Raw genomic sequence first — 19,119 nt, 5'->3', positions numbered from 1 at the left:
TTTACGAAATAGATAAATATAAATAAATCTTAACTTAGTATTCTTCCAAAATAGTTATAACCTGGGTTTTGGAATGTAGCGTTTTATGTACAGGACATCTATCAGCAATCTGAAGCAGTCTGGCTTTTTGTTTGTCGGTAAGGTTTCCCTTTAAAATTAATTTGCGTTTAAAAGTGTCAATTTTAGCCGAATCATCTTCGCAATGTTCGCAATCTACTGCATGATCCTTTGAATAGTCTATATGGCAACTCACATTTTCAACCTCCCATTTTTTTCTTCGGGCATACATTTGTATAGTCATAACCGTACAGGCGGCAAGACCCGCAGAAAGCAACTCGTAGGGGGAAGGCCCAAAGTTATTACCTCCAAAATTTGTGGGTTCATCGGCAATAATATCGTGATCGCCTAGCTTCATTCGCGTAGTAAATTTATCATCGCCGTTTAGGCTTGCCACAACTTTACTTTTACTTTTCAATTCCTTTTTTTCGGGAAGCGTAACATAGCGCGCCGCCCAACCTGCAATTACTTGCCCAACATAGGTAGAGTCTTCTTTATTGCTCAAAAGATGATCAACCCCATCTAACGAAACAAAACTTTTGGGATGATGCGCAGCGATATACAAATCTTCGGCATTTTTTATACCCACCACTTTGTCTTGGGGCGCGTGTAAAATTAATAGTGCTTTTCTAAAGTTTCCAACTATGTTTTTGAGTGTTTTGTTTTTAAGATCGTCTAAAAATTGTTTTTTTATGGTGAAATCTATTCCGCCTAAATTTACTCTTGCCTTTCCATTTTTATTAATTTCCTGTGTGCTATCGCGCAATAAATTTTTAACATGCGAAGGGTCGCTCGGTGCATTTACAACTGCTACAGCCTTTATTGAAGCAATTTTATCTGCTGCAAAAATGGCCGCCGCTCCACCCAAGGAATGACCAATTATAAGCGTGGGGGCAGCATAGTTTTTTTCTAAAAAATTTGCAGCCTCAATTAAATCGTCCACATTTCCGGAGAAGTTGGTGTTTTCAAAATCGCCTTCACTTTCACCCAAACCTGTAAAATCGAATCTCAAAACTGCAAAGCCTGCAGCGGTAAGGGCGCGACTTACATTTTTAACGGCAATTAGATTTTTTGTGCACGTAAAACAATGTGCAAAAATTGCGAAGTTATGCGGTTTCTGGTTTAAGGGCAATTCTAACCTTCCCGCCAATTGCTCTTTGTCTTTGTTTGTAAATGATACTTTTTCAATATTCATAATTTGCGTTTATCGTATGTAAATTACAGAATTTTTCGGGTACTGCCACTTTTAGCTTGTTTTTTGAAACAATTGCCGTTACTGATGTAATTTCTTCTAAAAATTCACCATCAATTTGGAACGGAATTTTTTTCTTGCAACTAATTTTTGCGGCTTTGGTAGAAATTACGCGAACAAAATCGGAAGACATTTCTGGCTTTTCCTGAATGGTTTTAACTATTTCAAAAAAATCTAGATTTTTAAAAATTAACACTTCAAATTTACCGTCGTTTATTTTGCCGTGGGGATTAATCGTGGCGCCGGTACCAAATTTATTGGCATTGGCAATAGCCAGTAAAATACCGCTTTCTTCTATAATTCCTTCTTCGGTTTCTATTGAAAAATAAAAGGGGTGTTCCGAATTTATAAGCGTAGGTATTGATTGTAAAAAATATCCCAGCTTTCCTCGTATTCCCGAGTTTTCGTAATTTTTAATCAATTCCGCATTAATACCTAAATCGGCAATGTGCAGGCAAATTCTTTCATTGATAATTAAAATATCTATTGCGAGTGCAATATCTGAAAATGCAATCTCAATTTGTTGGGAAAGGGTTTGTGGAAGTTCAAAATTTGCCGCCATGCCATTCGCAGATCCGGCGGGGATAATTCCTAAAATTATGTCTTTTTTAAGTACGCAATCTGCCACCATTGAAATGGTTCCGTCGCCACCGGCAACCAAAACACGCGTTGGTTTTAATTTTTCGATTAAAGCGTTAATAGCTTTTTTATCTGCCTTTCCCGAGGTTTTGTATAGTTGAAAACTATAGTTTCTTTTTATAGCTTCGCTTTCAACAGCTGCAATTATTGTGTCCTTTTCTGAATCGCCAGCTATCGGGTTAACAACCAGCAAAATATAATTTTCTGATTTCATTAGTAAAGATTGATTTTAAAAATACCTATTTTGGAAATACAAAACCGTTAACGAAATCTCAATAAGTGAAACTAGATTTAAAATTGTATCGAGGCTACGCCAATGCCGATGAATTGGTGGTATTCGGGCATGTTTTTAAGTCGTGGGCACCAGATAAGTATCGATTGGATCGGAAGGGAATTAGGCACGCAGCATCGGTTATACATATGTTTAGAATAAAACCTTTGGAAAATGTTGAGGTAAAATTAAAATTTAAAAACCTAGAAGTTACCACCAAAACCTTAGCCGACGGTTATTTTCGATTTACAATTCCGTATACCGAAAAGCTCAAAAGCGGTTGGCATCCGTATGAAGTTGTTTGTAAATATTACGATTACGGCATCGTAGAAAATTCAGAATTATTGAAACCTTTTGAAAGCAAGGTTGGGGTTATTTCAGACATTGACGATACTTTTTTAGTTTCGCACAGCGGAAATTTTTTAAAAAAACTCTATGTTCTTCTTCTTAAAAATATCAATAAACGCAAGGTTTTTGAAGACGTGGTGCCGCACTACCAAGCATTGAGTCGGGCAGGACAGGAAAACGAAACGGCTTCCAATTCATTCTTTTATGTTTCTAGCAGCGAATGGAATTTATATGAATTTATAGATGCTTTCGCACGTTTGCACGAACTTCCAAAAGCAGTGATAAAACTAAAAAAAATTAAAACCGGAATCTCCGATTTTCTATTTACCGGTAGGGGAAGCCACGACCATAAATTTGAAAAAATTAAGGATATTATAATGTTTTACCCCAATCTACTCTATGTATTATTGGGCGACGATTCGCAAAAAGATCCCTATTTATATGAAAGGATCGTAAAAATATTTCCTCAGAATATAAAGGCTATTTACATTCGGCAGACTGCAAAACACAAAAAGTCCTCAACCCAAAAAATTTTAAATAACATTGAATCTATGAATGTGGCAACATGCTACTTTAGCACCAGTGAAAAGGCCATTGCTCATTCCGAAAAAATAGGAATTGCATAACCGTTTAATTTACTTCGGTCGAATCCGCTTTTTCAGCTTCCGAATTCAATTTGTTTTCACCTTTTAAATATTTGTCCAAAAACTTTAAAATTCTTCCGTAGGCAACTATTTCATTTTCCTTTTTTACAAAGCCATGGCCTTCATCGTCAAATACAACATATTCTACGGGAACACCATTCTTTTTAACGCCTTCCACAATTTCATCCGATTCAATTTTAAGCACCCGTGGATCCTGTGCCCCCTGCAATACCATTAAAGGTTTGGTAACATTTTCGGTATGGAATAAGGGTGAAATTTGCTTTAAACGCACGGAATCTGCAGTATTTGGATCGCCCATTTCTAAGTAAAGTGCATCTTTGAATGATTCCCACCACGGCGGAATACTGTTTAACGTTCTAATCCAGTTGGTAACCCCAAAAATATTTACGCCTACTTCAAACTCCTCGGGGGCATAGGTAAGTGCTGCCATCGTCATATAGCCTCCGTAAGAGCCACCTATAATTCCTATTTTATCTTTATCAATATAGTCTTGGCTTGCCAACCAATCTTTTCCGGCAATGCAATCCTTTAAATCCTTATCGCCGTGGTTTTGATCGTCCATCTGGAAAAATGTTTTTCCGTAACCGCTACTGCCACGATTGTTTACAGCCAAAATTGCATAACCGTGATTTACAAGATATTGAATAAAAGAGCTAAAACCTTGTCGAGATTGACCGCCCGGCCCCCCGTGAACCCAAACCAACGCCGGAACTTTATTAGTTGCACTCGCTTGTTTTGGCTGGTAGTAAATTGCTGGAATTTCCAATCCATCAAACGATTTATAACGAACAACCGTAGCTTCTACCAAATCGTCTGGATTTATTTCATTGTTTAAAACATCGGTAAGTTTGTGATATTCTCCCGAAGCAATATTGTACGAATACGTATTTGTTGGAAGCTGGGAGCTGCCCACGGTCAAAAGTGCCATCGTTTCGTCCCTCGAAAAACTTGCTCCATTTATTGCCTGTCCGTCTATTTCAGGGAAATCCACTTCTTTTCCCGTGGCAACTTCGGTTACGTACATTTTAGTTTTGGCATCTTCGTTGGTAAACATAACTTGATATTTGCCGTTATGGGTGAAATAGAAAGCATTGATGTCCCAATCTTTCTCCAAAACTTTTTCTTTGCTGCCATCTTCAATGTTGTATTTCATTAAATAACTGAATTCAGCATCGGCATCGGTAGTGTAGTAAAATGATTTATTATTTGGCGAAAAATCGGCGGGCGAATTCTTACTCACCGTTTCATTAATCTTAGTTTTTTCGTTCGTTTTTAGATTCAAAAGAAACAAATCACTATCGTTTGTATTGATGGATTTAGAAAGCAACATATAATTTTTATCGGCTGAAATCCCGCCAAAATCCATTGCATCCACATTCTTGAAAATTAGCTTCGTATTAAAGGAGGCAACGTCCATTTCAAATATATCCATCGCCTGTGGATCGCGCTCGTTGCTACTGTAGTAAAAACTTTTTCCGTCTTTTGCCCAACCCTGAAATAGTGCTCTAACATTTTTCTCCGGCGTCAACCTTTTAATTCCACTGCTGTCTTTCAGAAAGATTTTAAAAATTTCATCGCCATTGCCATCCATTCTAAAGAGAATTCTTTCATCTTCCGGAAAGTACGAGATTCCATAAACCGATGCACTATCAGATTGGGTTACGGGCAAAAACTCGCCACCTTCGGTAGGCACGGTGTACATATTGTAAATTCCAGATCGGTTGCTGGTCATTAAAACCCGCGATTTATCTGGCGAAAACCCATTTGCGAACGCATTTTCATTCGCCATAAATTGGTTAATGGTGTAGGTTTTTACTTCAGCAGTTTCTTTAATGTCGTCTTTCGGGGTGTCCTTACACCCAACAAAAAATACAAGTGCTAACAGAATTAAACTATAATTTTTCATAATGCTGATTTTTAATAGGCATTTAGTTGATTTTCAAAACAAATCTACTGAATTTTTATTTTGCTCACATTAAATTTTTTATTTCATAAATCGCTTTTTTTGGTAGGAGTTTAACGTTTCGACTTTTTTTTTAAACAAGGATTGTTTTATTTTTAGATTATGAATAGAAAAGAGGCAAAGAGCGGATTTATTTTCACAAAACACACTCCCAAAGACCAATCGCCATTCGAGAAACTTTTTGATGTTTTTCAGGAACTAATTACCCATACCTCCGGTGATTTTGATGAAGCGATGGACTGGCTAAAGCAGTTAGATGAAGAATATAATCTTACTACAGACGATTATACTTTAGACGATTTTGTGGAAGATTTAAAAAAGAAAGGCTACCTGCGCGAAGAAATTAAAATTGATGGTAAAAGCGGTTTGGCAATCACCGAAAAAACCGAAAGAGCACTCCGGAAGCGGGCTTTGGAACAAATTTTCGGGAAACTCCGAAAAAGCGGGGCAGGCAACCACCGAACAAAACAAACGGGCAGGGGAGATGAGCAAGCCGGCGAGTTTCGCGACTACCGTTTTGGCGATTCGCTGGAACAAATTTCAATGACCGAAAGTTTTAAAAACGCACAGATAAATCACGGTTTGGGCGATTTTACACTGTCTGAAAACGATTTGGTGGTTGAAGAAACCATGTATAAAACCCAGATGAGTACAGTGCTGATGATTGATATAAGCCACAGCATGATTCTTTACGGCGAAGACCGCATAACGCCCGCAAAAAAAGTGGCGATGGCACTTTCAGAATTTATTACCACGCGCTACCCAAAAGATACGTTGGATATTTTAGTCTTCGGAAACAATGCCTGGCCCATTAAAATTAAGGATTTGCCGTATTTAAATGTGGGGCCGTATCACACAAATACGGTTGCGGGACTTCAATTGGCAATGGATTTATTGCGAAGAAAACGAAACACCAATAAACAGATTTTTATGATAACCGATGGCAAGCCAAGTTGTGTAAGGCTTCCCAATGGGCGCTATTATAAAAACAGCAATGGTCTGGACAGTTATATTGTGAATAAATGTTACTCCATGGCTGCGCAAGCGCGAAAACTCCATATTCCGATTACAACTTTTATGATTGCTGAAGACCCTTATTTAATGCAGTTTGTAGAAGAATTTACCGCAGCCAATAAAGGCAAAGCTTTTTACACAGGATTAAAAGGTTTGGGCGAAATGATTTTTAGTGATTATGAAACCAACAGAACAAAACGATTGCGTTGAAAAATAAAGGAGAAAGAATAAAGAGGAAAGAATAAAGAAGAAAGAATAAAGAGGAAAGAAAAAGTGAAAAACAGATTTATTTAATTCTAAAATATGCATCCTATGAAAATCAAACACAATTATAAAAATTTAAAAATATGGCAGAAGGCCTTGAATATTGCTTTTGATACATCGGATATCTTAGAAGCTTTTCCGCAGAAAGAACAGTATAACTTGACTTCTCAAATGAGTCGATGTTCAATCTCAATTCCAAGTAATATCGCAGAGGGATCTTCCCGAACCGATAAATCTTTTAATCATTTTCTAGATATTTCTTTGGGATCATCTTATGAATTAAGTACTCAATTATTAATCGCACATCACAAAAAATATATTAATGATGCAGAATTGGAAAAGTTGGAAAATAATATAACAGAATTGCAAATGATGACCTCAGGTTTTCAAAAAACATTGCGTTAGTAGTCTTTTATCTTTCTTCTTTTCTCTTATATCTAATAAAACTTATGAAAATAGAAAAAATTAAAACCTTCGGCGACCTAAAAAAAGCAGGTTACGAATCAAAATCAATCAAAGAAGAATTGCGTAGGAATCTACTTCAAAAAATAATGAAGAAAGAAACGCCCTTCGTAGGTATTCACGGCTACGAACTTACCGTAATCCCTGAGTTGGAGCGCGCAATCCTTTCAAAACACAACATCAATCTATTAGGACTTCGCGGGCAAGCAAAAACCCGGTTGGCACGCCAAATGGTTGGGCTTTTGGACGAGTATATTCCCGTTGTTGAAGGCAGTGAGATTAACGACGATCCTTTTAACCCAATTTCGCGTTATGCCAAAAATTTAATGCAAGAAAAGGGAGACGATACGCCAATTAGTTGGCTTCACCGCAACGATCGTTTTTCAGAAAAACTTGCAACGCCAGATGTAACAGTTGCCGATATTATTGGCGATGTTGACCCCATAAAAGCGGCAAATCTAAAACTGACTTACGCTGATGATCGTGTGATTCATTTTGGAATGATTCCGCGAAGTAATCGTTGCATTTTCGTAATTAATGAATTGCCCGATTTACAACCGCGAATTCAAGTGGCACTTTTTAATATTTTGCAGGAAGGCGACGTTCAGATTCGCGGTTTTGCCGTACGCTTGCCGCTGGATATTCAATTTGTTTTTACCGCCAATCCAGAAGATTATACCAATCGCGGAAGTATTGTTACACCGCTAAAAGATAGAATTGGCTCCCAGATTTTAACGCATTATCCCGAGGATATTGAAACAGCCCGAACGATTACGGAACAGGAAACTGCCGAGGCCATTAAAGCTAAAGAAAATGTTTATGTGCCCGATTTGGCCAAGGATATTTTAGAACAGATAAGTTTTGAGGCCCGCGAAAATGATTTTATAGATGCCAAAAGTGGGGTAAGTGCCCGATTAAGTATTACCGCCTTTGAGAATCTATTGAGCACGGCGGAAAGACGAGCCCTTCACAATGGCGAAGAAAATACCAGCGTGCGGTTAGGCGATTTTGTAGGTATTATTCCATCCATCACCGGGAAGATTGAATTGGTTTATGAAGGAGAGCAGGAAGGCGTTTCGCAGGTTGCACAACAGTTAATTGCCGATGCCGTGGATACTATTTTTAAGAATAAGTTTCCAAAAATTGAAAAGCTAACCAAGGAAAATGATCCAGACCCGTATACCGAAATAGTTGCTTGGTTTTTTGAGGAGAATGATTTTGAATTGCTAGATTCCTATTCCGATGAGGAATATAAGAATGAACTGGACCGAATTATTCCATTGCAACAATTGATAGAAAAATACCAGCCCGAGACCTCAAAAAATGATAGTTATTTTTTAAAAGAAGTTGTTTTGTGGGCATTGGCCGAAAATAAAAAACTGAGCAAATTCAGTGTAGGCAATGGTTTGCACTTCAAGGATTTATACGGAAGTTATATAAGCAAACTTTAATTGAAAATTTCAATAAATAAAAAACCGCCAGAACTATACAAAGCTGGCGGTTTTTTATAGTAAGAAATATTAAATATTCGGAATAACCAACTCGTCTCCAGGATGAATTAAATCTGCAGACTTCAACTTTCCTTTGTTGGCTTCAAAAATAGCATTGTATTTATTGGCATTGCCGTAATACTGTTTTGCAATTTTACTAAGCGATTCACCGCTTTTTACGGTATGGTGGGCAAAGGCAGAAGTATCGGCAACTTTAATATCTGCCATTATATCGGTTGGATTTTCGCCACCCACACGTTTAATTTCATCCCAAAGAAGATTTTTTTCGTATTGATTTTTAGCTGTACCCCAAACTTTTAGTTGGCCGTTTTCTTCTTTTACATCGCCATTTTGGATGTTCAGTTTTTCTCCTAAATCGAGAACACTTTGGTATTTTGATTTGATCATTTTGTAAAAAATTTAAAAATTAATTATTAAAGATAGTATTTTATGGCTTCCAATTTCTGAATTAGCAAAACTTTAGTAATAGGGGTGTTATATTGAACTTCTTCTTGAAAATTTACAAAATATTTAACTAAAGATTAATCTCAATTGTGAAAAAGTTACCGGCACTTGAAATATCTTTGATGCAAACTTTAAATCAACAAAAACTATTATGAAACTAAAAACAATTGTAATGTCTCTTGCAGTAGTAACAATGCTTTTTGCAAGCTGTGAAGACTCGAAAAAGAAAGAAGCTGAAGCGCAAGCACAAGCAGAACAGATGCGTATGGAGCGCGAAAAGGATTCATTAATGCAAATTGAAGCCGATAACCAAGCTAAAATGGCAGAAATGGAAGCCAATTCAATTGCTGCAAAAGCGATGGGTAATTCAGATTTATCAACATTGGTTAGCGCACTTCAAGCAGCCGATTTGGCACAGACGTTAAAATCTGAAGGCGAGTACACCGTATTTGCTCCAACTAATGAAGCTTTTAATAAAGTACCCAAGGCAACTATGGATAATTTAATGATGCCAGAAAACAAAGAGCAGCTTCAAGGTTTATTAAAGTACCACGTACTTCAAGGTAAATTGCCTGCTGCCGACGTATTGGCGAAAATTAAGGAAGCTAATAACAAGTTAGAGGTTACTACTTTAAACGGTGAAGTTTTAACTTTATCCGAAAAAGGAGGTAAAGTGATGATTAAAGATGCCAAAGGAAATACAGCTACAGTAACAAGTGCTGATATGGAAGCGTCTAACGGTACAGTACACGTAATTGATAAAGTGCTAATGCCAAAAATGTAACTCAATATTATATATAAATTAAAAAGCCCCAGTTTGGGGCTTTTTTTATTAATGACAGCTACAACCACCATCCATAAAACCGTGCGTTTCTTGATGCCACGGAAATGCTTGGTTGTAATTGTCCATTTCCCAGAAAAATGGCAAACGTTCTTTAGGATTGTTGCCTATTTCATTCATGGTCGCGGCATCGTACAATCTGCCGTTTATCATTACCATTTTTATAGATTCGGTGTTTTCTATATCTTCCAACGGATTTTTGTCCATTACAATTAAATCGGCAAGCTTGCCAACCTTCAACGATCCAATATCGTTACCTGCTCCAATGTATTCGGCCGAATTAATGGTGGCAGCCTTTAATGCTTCCAAGTTGCTCATTCCGCCTTGTTGCAACATCCACGTTTCCCAGTGTGCACCCAAACCTTGCAACTGTCCGTGTGCGCCCATATTTACTTTTACTCCCGCATCACTCAAGCTTTTCACGGTTTCAGAGACTAAAATATGACCGTTTTTATATTCCTCCTGCGGGGTTTTCATTCGGTGGCGAGAGCGACTATCTATAATACTACGTGGACTAAACGTAAGTAGCTTTTTATTTTCCCAAACGTTATCGCGTTCATAATAGTAAAATTCGCCATTCATTCCGCCGTAATTTACAATTAGGGTTGGTGTGTAGCCAGTGCCACTTTCACCCCAAATTTCCAGAATATCCTTATAAACAGGAGCTACCGGAATGTTGTGTTCAATACCGGAATGGCCATCAATTACCTGGGTAATATTGTGATAAAATGTTGACCCACCTTCTGGAACCACGTTAATTCCTAATTCACGGGCGGCCTGCAATACTTGCTGGCGTTGATCCCTGCGGGGTTGATTGTAACTTTTTACACTTTTTGCACCAAATGCTTTTGTACGGCGAATACTGCTACGCGCATCTTCCAAATTATTGATTACCGCTTTAAAATCGCCATCGGCACCGTAAAGAATAAAACCTGTTGAAAACAAACGCGGCCCCACTAATTGTCCGCTCTTTTGAAGCTCGGAGAGTGTAAATACCGTTTCAGTATTTGCCGAAGGATCGTGCGAGGTAGTTACTCCAAAAGCTAAATTTGCCATAAACGGCCAGTATTGTTGCGATGGCAACCCATAACGGAAAGCGCCCACGTGTGCGTGTGCATCTACCATTCCGGGCATAATGGTTTGCCCTTCTGCGGAATATACCTTGGTGCCCGCGGGAACAGAAACTTTATCGGCTGCACCAATAGCTTCAATGATATTACCATTAATTACAATGGTTCCATTCTCAATTACATTATCGCCTTCCATAGTAATGATGCGCGCATTGGTAAAGGCTATTTTTCCACTGGGTTTGTCAACTTTGGCTTGCAGACCAATTTTTGTTCCTTCTAACGTTATTTCGGGTACTTTTTCAGGCGAACCAGATAAAAAAGTAAAGCGGTTTTTGAGTTCATTGCTAAAATATTCATCACCCAACGTCCACATTATTTTTTTGCTCGTTGGCGACCAATGAATATTTATTCCCGCGTCTTTCGCAAGCTGGGAAACTGGAAGTGCTTTTGTTTTATCGTCCAAATCTATTGTATGCCCATTTAGCAACAATGGTGCAACAAACAACTTGTGAAGGTTGGTAAATGCGATCCACTCATTATCGGGGCTGGGTATTAATCTATTTGCATATTTAGAGGTAAGGTGTGTTTTTTCATCATTACCATTTAAATTTACACTAATTAGTTTTTTTTCAATATCTCCAAAATAGGTTCCGCCGGTTTGTAGAAAAATTCGTTTTCCATCCTTCGTAAACATTGGGTATTCGCCTTTGTCTATTACAAATTTTATATCACTGCCATTGGCATTCATGGTGTAAATACCGGGATTTTTGGTGTAAGTAAAACCTTGGTCCGTGTTACCTTTTTCTTTTCGGAAAACTATTTGCGTACCGTTTTGCGAAAACGACGGCGTTCTGTAAATTCCTTTTTCTGAAGTCAATTTTACCGGGGTCCCGCCATTTGCCGAAATTTTATTTATGGCTCCTTTTTCCAAATCGCTCCAACTAACGTAAACTATATCAGTTCCGTTGGGGGAGAAGGTGGGCTCAAATTCAAAGTGGGTACTTTGCGTTAATCGTATTGGCTCACCATTTGGCAAGGTTTTTTTATAAAGATGACCCAATGCGCTGAAAACAATAAATTCGCCATCTGGCGACGTTACAGCATGGCGAATCATTTTAGGCGTAAAAGTTTCGGTTTCAATTTTATTGTTGAAATGAACTGTTTCCGCTAAATCAATGTTTACTTCGGCGGTAAACGGAATAGCTGTTACCGCCAAAGTGGTAACATCAATTTTATTGATTTTTCCACCGCTCCAAAAAATAATTTCTTGGTCGTTGGGCGTCCAACTAAAATTTGGATATACTCCGAAAAGAGCCCAAGCTTCCTGCTGATCTTTATTCAATTTATCATAAATAGGATATTCTTCCCCTGTTTCTAAATCGTGGAGAAACAATACACTTTTGGTACGTACTCTTTTTATAAATGCCAATTTTTTGCCGTCGTGGGAAATTGTTGGTCGCACGGCGCCTCCGGGACCTCCGGTAATAGTTTTGGTTTCGCCGGTTTCAAATTCGTACCTCTTTATAACATATATCTGACTGTTTGGGTCTTTGTTGTACTGAAAATAGCCGCCCGGGTACATATCTTCACTGTAATACAGATATTTTCCGTCTGGCGATACAAAAGGTTCATTTACATCCTGTTGGTCGTTTTTTCGTTTTGTTAGTTGTAAGCCTGTGCCGCCAGTTTTGTGATATTGCCACATTTCGCCTGCACCCAGGCTTCTACTTGAAGAAAAATGCTTTCGGGCAATTAAATACTTGCCATCTGCGCTCCAAACGGCGTTGTTTAAAAGCCTAAAATCTTCCTTGGTAATTTGCTTTGCATCGCTTCCATCGGCGTTCATTACCCAAATATTGTCTCCGCCACCGGCATCGCTTGTAAAGGAAATTTTAGTGCCATCGGGACTAAATCTGGGCTGGATTTCAAAGGGAATTCCAGTTCTAATGGCTTTGGCCGTGCCGCCCGAGATAGGCAAAGTGTAAATATCGCCCACCATATCAAAAACGATGGTTTGCCCATCTGGGCTCACGTCTAGGTTCATCCACGTACCTTCGTTTGTAGTGAAAGTATGTGTTTTGTAATTAAAATCTTTCCCGGGATTGGCCACTTCCCATTTGGTGGTTTCCTTTTCTGGGTCCTTTTTGTTTTTCTTTTGTGCGGTTAATGTTAACGAACAGGCAAGAAGGGCAATAGTTGTAAGTAATTTCATTGTTTTTCGGATTCTATATTCTGGACAATTGGGTTTTATTTTTTCACGTGTATGGTATTTACATAAAAATCTTTTTTAATCTGAAATGTTTTAATTGTAGTAGGAAGTTCCTTGGTTTGCCATTGGACGGTAGGGGTAATCCAAGTTTCAGTTTCATTGACTAGTGCAATTATAGGCATTTTGAAGTTTTCTACCGTTTCAACATAGCGAAATTTCAAGGTATTTCCATCTATTAAATATTCTACCGTGGGAATCATCGTGGTGCGTAAATATTGATTCCAATAGGTTGATAAGTCAATTCCACTTTTGTCACTGATATAATTTTCAACTTGCTGGGTAGTTACATTTTGATGGTAAAACTCTTTATTTAATCCCCTTAAAATCTGCCGCCATTTTTCATCGTCTGCAATCAATTGCCGCACTGTATGCAGCACATTTGCACCTTTGTAATACATATCGCTACTGCCAGATTTATTTACGTTGTAATAACGACCAACGATGGGAGTGTCGTTAACCACATTATTGCGAACACCAATTACATATTCCGAAGAAGCTTTTTTTCCGAAGTGATAATCTAAATAAATATTCTCCGAATAACTGGTAAAACCTTCATGCACCCACATATCGGCTACGTCTTTATTGGTGATGTTATTTGCAAACCATTCGTGCCCACTTTCGTGAATTATAATAAAATCAAATTTCATTCCCCAGCCACTACCAGACACATCACTGCCTAAATAACCGTTTTTAAAATTGTTGCCATAAGTTACGCTACTTTGGTGTTCCATTCCCAAATAGGGCGCTTCCACGAGTTTGTAGCCGTCTTCGTAAAAAGGGTAAGGCCCAAACCAGTGTTCAAAAGCTTCCATCATCATTGGGGCTTGTTTAAATTGCTCACGTGCTTTAGCTTCATTTTCACGAAGTACGTAATAATCCATGTCCAGCATTCCTTTTTCGCCTTTATACTTTTCGCCAAAATGTATATAATCGCCTATATTTATATTTACGCCATAGCTATTTATAGGGTTTACAACTTCCCATACCCACGTTTTGGAATCGTTGTTTTCAATTACATTCTTTAAGCGGCCATTACTAACATCCATTAGGTTTTTAGGTGTTGTAACTGCAATTGTAACTCCGTTATCGGCTTCTTCGGAAGGGTGATCTTTTAGCGGCCACCAAACACTGGCACCAATACCTTGGTTAGACGTTGCAATAAAATGTTTGCCGGTGCTGTCTTTGCTCCAAGTGAAACCGCCATCCCACGGTGGGCGCTCGGCTTCTCTCGGCTTCCCTGAAAAATAGATGGTTATTTCGTTTTCCTCGCCTGGTTCTTGCTTTTGTTGCAGTTTTAAAAAATGTGCATCTCCTTCGGAAGTAACTGGAATTTCCTTTTTATTTTGAAGTACTTTGTCAATCGTCATCGGGCTTTGCAGGTCTATTTGCATAAGGTCGTTTTCGTCTAAAACTTTATACGTAATCGTATTACTGCCTTTAATGGTTTTTTCGGAAGGGTTTACAGTTACCTTTAAATCATAATGGGTAACGTCCCACCACGCACGTTCGGGGGTTATACTACCGCGGAGGGTGTCGGCATGGGTTAATTCTTGGGCAATGGAAATAGTGGAAATTAGGAGTAGGGTCACTAGTGTGCACATCCCCCTTAATCCTCCTTCAAAGGGGGAAATGGTTCGTGCTTTGATTAAAATTTTTGTCATATTTGTTTTGCATTTCTATTTTAATTTCGTGAGGTAAATAGCGCACGTTGTTCATTTCACCTAAAAACCGAATTAGGGAAAACAACCACACTTTCAAACCCATTTTCTCCAATGGCTGCAACCCCAAAAAAGTAGTTGTCTATTACAATTCCTTCCAACGTAAATTCTGAAACATTACCTACGTAACGGCTGTGGTCCCAAGTGGGGCTGGTGGTGTCCCGCCAATAGATTTTATAGCCAATGGCACCGTCAACTTTGTCCCATTTCAATTTTGCTGAAGGTTCTACAACACCACCAATGGCCACATTTTTTGGTGCAGGTGGTGCCCAGGCAAGGCTTGCTAAATTTATAGCATTTACTGCGGTTAGTTTTGCGGCGTAATCAAAGTTTACGAATTTTAGTTTATCGCCGTATTCAATGCCGTTTTCGGTGCGTATGTCCTGATGTTGCTGATTGTAGTTTTCGTGGGCCTCCATAATTCTGATTCCTGCCCAACCCAAATCGTTAAACGGGCGGTGGTGCCCGCCACGGCCAAAACGATCTAAACGATAGACCATCATCGGATTCATTTCTGGCATAAACTTTTTGGTGGTTTTATACACATAGCGCGCTAATTGCCGCGAAACTCCATCCACCTCGCCGCCGTAAAAACGTCGCATTTGCCGCTCCCGCTCTGTTTCCGTTGGAGGGACGGGTTCGCTAAAAATTCTAAAATCGCGATTGCTAATTACCCCGTCAACGCCTTTAATGTTTCCAATCATATCATTATTAAAAACGCCTATGATTTCCCAGCCTTGGGCTTTTGCATAGTCTGCGAAACCTTTGCCGCCAAAAAGTCCCTGTTCCTCGCCGCTCAATCCTAAATAAATAATACTGCTTTCAAATTTATATTTTGAAAGTACGCGGGCAGCCTCAATAGTACCCGCCATTCCGCTGGCATTGTCGTTGGCGCCGGGTGCATCTTTGGTAAAATCGCTGCCGTCGCTGTTTCGGGAGTCTATATCGCCGCTCATGATGATGTAACGGTTTGGATATTTACTTCCTTTTTGAACAGCGGCCACGTTTACAATCCAAGTATCTTGGGGAACACGGTCATTGCCTTCAGCTTTTACGAAATCTTTTTGATAAAAAACATTTAAACAGTTATTGCAATCTTTTGAAATAGTTTCAAATTCATTTTTTATAAATCTTCGGGCTGCGCCTATTCCGCGAGTATTGCTTACGGTGTCACTAAACGTATTTCGGGTGCCAAAGTTGGCAAGCGTGGTTATATCGGCTTCAATTCTCTCTGAAGAAACTGAATTTATTATATCGTACAATTTTCCGTCTGAAAGTGTTCTCTGACTGGTTTGTGAAAAAGAAGCAAAAGAGAGCATTAATAAAAGAAGTAAACAGAGTATTTTCATAGGGAAGAAAATTTTGGCTAAAAATAGCAAAAAGAAAATAAAGACCTGCGTGGTTAAAATAAAACCTAACAGGTTTTAAAAACCTGTTAGGTTTGCAATATCGAGCATATTGAAATTATATAAACTTACATCTATTCTTCCCCCACGACGGCCAGTATTTTTCCGTTAGGGCTGATCGCCATTCGCGAAATATTTTTCAATCCATATTCTTCAAGGGATGCGACTCGAGCCCATTCAGAATTACCCAAAGTATCGTACATGTAAAGTTTGTTGCCACTGCCAATAAGTATTTGCGTGTCGTTTAACCATACGTAATCTTGAATTCCGATGGGAAGCTGGGTAACGAAATAATTTTCTGAACTGTTCATATCTAGCAGGTATAAATCTAAATTACCCTCTTCATTTACCAATGTATAGCTCATCGATTCGGTTTTGGGAACCTTTTGAAGGGACCTTCCAGCCTTTTGAAATAATGTATCGGCAGTTTTTGATTTCAAGTTAATTAGCACCAAATCTAGATTGTCGCCATTGAGAACGGTGGCTACTATTTTCTGCTCGTCATAAAACGCAAAATAAGCAATTTGTAAATCTTCAATTATTTCAGAAGAAGCACCCGTTTTAGCATTGTAACGGTATAAACGCTGTAAACCGTCCTCGTCTAATCTAACGGCAGCAAAATCTTCGCTGGTGGGGAATTTCTGCGGTGAATATTCGCCGCCTTCGGTTTTGTTATTAACCCACTTTTGAAGTTTTGACGTTAAGTTGTATTCCGAAATATCTGTTTGCCCATCATTATTCCCCGCAAAAACGAGTGTTTCGTTCGATATAAATGACGGCTGATTGTCATAACCTTCGTTGTTAGAAATATTTCGGGCATTGCGCAATTCTAATCCTTCGTATGCAGGAGCAATATCGAATACATAAATTTCGGTGTTGGTTTGCGTGAAAGCGAATTGGGTTACGAATATAAAAAGTAATAAAAGGAGCTTTTTCATTATTATTCAGTTTTTCTTCAAAAATAGCAAACTCTGCGCCATAAAAAAGGAAACCACGAATTCACAATAACTTTAAAGTTTATTTGTGAATTCGCGGCTTAAACATTTAGGAGCCGGTTATTTAAAACGGATACTTGTTTTCTGCAATTACCTTGGCGGCAATCGTTCTTCTCAATTCGCCAATATTTGGCATGTTTTGATATTTAGTGAATCGTTTTAAGCCCATTAACATAGCGCGTTGTTCGTCGCCTTCTGCAAATGAGAGGATAGATTCCTTGGCCTTAACCGTAATGATATCTACAGCGTGGTATAAGTATAATTTAGACATTGCAATTTGCTCTACCTGCGACTCTTCACCAAAGCGTTTTGCGTTCTTTTCAGTTCGTAAAATTGTACTTTCAGCCATATAGATTTCAATTAAAATATCTGCAGCGGCCAATAATGTTTGTTGGTGCTCTTCAAGCTCAGTACCATATTTTTGAACAGCGCTTCCGGCAACCATTAGAAAAACTTTTTTCAGTTTGGCAATCATTGCTTTTTCTTCGGAAAGTAATTCGGAGAAATCGGGAGTTTCAAAAGAAGGAATTCCCATCAATTCTGAAGCTACGGCTTGTGCAGGTCCTAAAAGATCTACGTGGCCTTTCATTGCTTTTTTAACAAGCATGCCAACGGAAAGCATCCGGTTAATTTCGTTTGTGCCTTCGTAAATACGTGTAATTCGCGCATCTCTCCAAGCAGACTCCATGGGGGCTTCGGCACTGTAACCCATTCCGCCATAAATCTGGATTCCTTCATCTGTACAATGTTGAATGTCTTCTGAAACAGCTACTTTTAAAATTGAACATTCAATAGCGTATTCCTCTACGCCTTTTAGCTCGGCTTCTTGATGACTATTACCAGCTTTAATACGAAGAGCGATTCTGTCTTCAATATTTTTAGCGGCTCTATACGAAGCACTTTCATCTACATAGGCATTGGTTGCCATCTCGGCCAACTTGAGTTTAATGGCACCAAAGGATGAAATTGGCACATCAAATTGAATTCTTTCGTTCGCGTATTCCACCGCTTTTGAAATTACTCTACGTTGCCCGTCAAGACCTGCAGCAGCAAGTTTAATACGACCAACGTTAAGTGCATTCATCGCTATTTTAAAGCCTTCACCACGTTCCCCTAACATATTTTCTGTGGGAACTTTAGTATCGTTAAAGAAAACCTGACGGGTAGAGGAGGAGTGAATACCTAATTTCTTTTCTTCCTCGCCAAATGTAATTCCGTTTGAAGCGTCGTTTTCTACAATAAATCCGGTTATGTTTTTGTCGTCTTCAATTCTGGCAAAAACGATGAAAGTATTACAAAAGCCTGCATTAGAAATCCACATTTTTTGACCGTTAATGGAATATGTTTTTCCATCTTCCGAAAGCACGGCTTTTGTTTTTCCGCTATTGGCATCGCTTCCTGCTCCCGGTTCGGTTAGGGCATATGCTCCAAACCATTCGCCTGTTGCAAGTTTTGGCACGTATTTTTTCTTTTGTTCTTCGGTACCGTATAGGGTTATTGGCAATGTTCCAATACCGGTGTGCGCGCCAAAAGCTGTTGCCACCGAACCGCTTGCTCCCGAAATATAGTCGCAAACCAACATTGTTGTTACGAAACTCATTCCAAGGCCGCCATATTCTTCAGGAACGGCAACCCCCAAAAGGCCCATTTCTCCAGCCTTTCGCATAATTTCTTCGGTTAGGGCGTAATCGTGTTGTTCAAAACGTTCCTTATTTGGCCAGATTTCGCGATCTACAAATTCCTTTACAGAGTCGCGCATCATTTTTTGTTCTTCGGAAAAATCTTCTGGTGTGAAGATGTCTTCGGCTTTTGTTTCTTTTACTAGAAATTGTCCGCCGCGGAGAAGTTCGTTATTTTTTGTTTCAGTTGTGCTCATATTTTTTATTTGATTCGGGAATCAGGACTCAAGAAACAGGACAGATTGTGCTGT

Annotated in this window: 14 protein-coding genes; 5 read left to right on the top strand and 9 right to left on the bottom strand. The window is 38.8% G+C overall.

Annotated elements, in window-relative coordinates; all coding sequences use genetic code 11:
* Nucleotides 1-34: 34 nt before the first annotated feature.
* Nucleotides 35-1,252 (bottom strand): bifunctional alpha/beta hydrolase/OsmC family protein, encoded by a 1,218-nt coding sequence (locus tag VZD24_RS09290; protein WP_342687460.1) that lies wholly within the window; start codon nucleotides 1,250-1,252, stop codon nucleotides 35-37.
* Nucleotides 1,242-2,162 carry a diacylglycerol/lipid kinase family protein gene (locus tag VZD24_RS09285; RefSeq protein WP_342687461.1) on the bottom strand — a complete coding sequence of 307 codons (921 nt, stop codon included), beginning with the start codon at nucleotides 2,160-2,162 and terminating at the stop codon, nucleotides 1,242-1,244. The genes VZD24_RS09290 and VZD24_RS09285 overlap by 11 nt, the downstream gene beginning before the upstream one ends.
* A 65-nt stretch (nucleotides 2,163-2,227) precedes the next feature.
* Here VZD24_RS09285 and VZD24_RS09280 point away from each other — a divergent pair, with 65 nt between their 5' ends.
* Nucleotides 2,228-3,193, top strand: coding sequence for an App1 family protein phosphatidate phosphatase (locus VZD24_RS09280; RefSeq protein ID WP_342687462.1), 966 nt, complete (start codon nucleotides 2,228-2,230; stop codon nucleotides 3,191-3,193).
* 4 nt (nucleotides 3,194-3,197) lie between these two features.
* On the opposite strand, the gene VZD24_RS09275 is transcribed toward VZD24_RS09280, so the two are convergent.
* Entirely contained in the window at nucleotides 3,198-5,138 is a 1,941-nt protein-coding gene (locus VZD24_RS09275; protein ID WP_342687463.1) for a S9 family peptidase, read from the bottom strand.
* A gap of 159 nt (nucleotides 5,139-5,297) precedes the next feature.
* On the opposite strand from VZD24_RS09275, the gene VZD24_RS09270 reads away from it, so the two are divergent.
* The 3 genes from VZD24_RS09270 (at nucleotide 5,298) to VZD24_RS09260 (ending at nucleotide 8,386) form a co-directional block, all read left to right on the top strand.
* Nucleotides 5,298-6,419 (top strand): vWA domain-containing protein, encoded by a 1,122-nt coding sequence (locus tag VZD24_RS09270; RefSeq protein WP_279448295.1) that lies wholly within the window; start codon nucleotides 5,298-5,300, stop codon nucleotides 6,417-6,419.
* 102 nt (nucleotides 6,420-6,521) lie between these two features.
* Nucleotides 6,522-6,878, top strand: a complete 357-nt coding sequence (locus tag VZD24_RS09265; RefSeq protein WP_279448293.1) for a four helix bundle protein — start codon at nucleotides 6,522-6,524, stop codon at nucleotides 6,876-6,878.
* A 44-nt stretch (nucleotides 6,879-6,922) separates the two neighbouring features.
* Nucleotides 6,923-8,386 carry a MoxR family ATPase gene (locus tag VZD24_RS09260; RefSeq protein WP_279448292.1) on the top strand — a complete coding sequence of 488 codons (1,464 nt, stop codon included), beginning with the start codon at nucleotides 6,923-6,925 and terminating at the stop codon, nucleotides 8,384-8,386.
* 69 nt (nucleotides 8,387-8,455) lie between these two features.
* Here VZD24_RS09260 and VZD24_RS09255 read toward each other — a convergent pair whose 3' ends face one another.
* Nucleotides 8,456-8,833 carry a LysM peptidoglycan-binding domain-containing protein gene (locus tag VZD24_RS09255; protein WP_279448290.1) on the bottom strand — a complete coding sequence of 126 codons (378 nt, stop codon included), beginning with the start codon at nucleotides 8,831-8,833 and terminating at the stop codon, nucleotides 8,456-8,458.
* A gap of 208 nt (nucleotides 8,834-9,041) precedes the next feature.
* Here VZD24_RS09255 and VZD24_RS09250 point away from each other — a divergent pair, with 208 nt between their 5' ends.
* Nucleotides 9,042-9,674: a fasciclin domain-containing protein gene (locus tag VZD24_RS09250; protein WP_279448288.1), complete on the top strand. Its 633-nt coding sequence runs from the start codon at nucleotides 9,042-9,044 to the stop codon at nucleotides 9,672-9,674.
* Between the two features lie 48 nt (nucleotides 9,675-9,722).
* On the opposite strand, the gene VZD24_RS09245 is transcribed toward VZD24_RS09250, so the two are convergent.
* The 5 genes from VZD24_RS09245 to VZD24_RS09225 all read right to left on the bottom strand — a co-directional run bounded on the left by VZD24_RS09245 (nucleotide 9,723) and on the right by VZD24_RS09225 (nucleotide 19,065).
* Complete coding sequence (locus tag VZD24_RS09245; RefSeq protein WP_342687465.1) at nucleotides 9,723-13,013, bottom strand: amidohydrolase family protein; 3,291 nt, start codon at nucleotides 13,011-13,013, stop codon at nucleotides 9,723-9,725.
* A gap of 35 nt (nucleotides 13,014-13,048) precedes the next feature.
* The gene (locus tag VZD24_RS09240) at nucleotides 13,049-14,671 is read right to left on the bottom strand and encodes a M1 family metallopeptidase (RefSeq protein ID WP_342687522.1); all 1,623 of its coding nucleotides are present in this window, start codon (nucleotides 14,669-14,671) and stop codon (nucleotides 13,049-13,051) included.
* Between the two features lie 116 nt (nucleotides 14,672-14,787).
* The gene (locus tag VZD24_RS09235; RefSeq protein ID WP_342687466.1) at nucleotides 14,788-16,137 is read right to left on the bottom strand and encodes a M28 family peptidase; all 1,350 of its coding nucleotides are present in this window, start codon (nucleotides 16,135-16,137) and stop codon (nucleotides 14,788-14,790) included.
* Nucleotides 16,138-16,268: 131 nt separating this feature from the next.
* Nucleotides 16,269-17,132 (bottom strand): TolB-like translocation protein, encoded by an 864-nt coding sequence (locus VZD24_RS09230; protein WP_342687467.1) that lies wholly within the window; start codon nucleotides 17,130-17,132, stop codon nucleotides 16,269-16,271.
* A 121-nt stretch (nucleotides 17,133-17,253) separates the two neighbouring features.
* The gene (locus tag VZD24_RS09225) at nucleotides 17,254-19,065 is read right to left on the bottom strand and encodes an acyl-CoA dehydrogenase FadE (RefSeq protein ID WP_279448281.1); all 1,812 of its coding nucleotides are present in this window, start codon (nucleotides 19,063-19,065) and stop codon (nucleotides 17,254-17,256) included.
* Nucleotides 19,066-19,119 lie beyond the last annotated feature (54 nt).

The organism is Aequorivita flava, from assembly GCF_038742595.1.
In the GTDB taxonomy this organism is placed as follows: domain Bacteria; phylum Bacteroidota; class Bacteroidia; order Flavobacteriales; family Flavobacteriaceae; genus Aequorivita; species Aequorivita marisscotiae.
The sequence above is the reverse complement of the archived record's forward strand: the minus strand, read 5'-3'. Positions and strand labels throughout refer to the sequence as shown.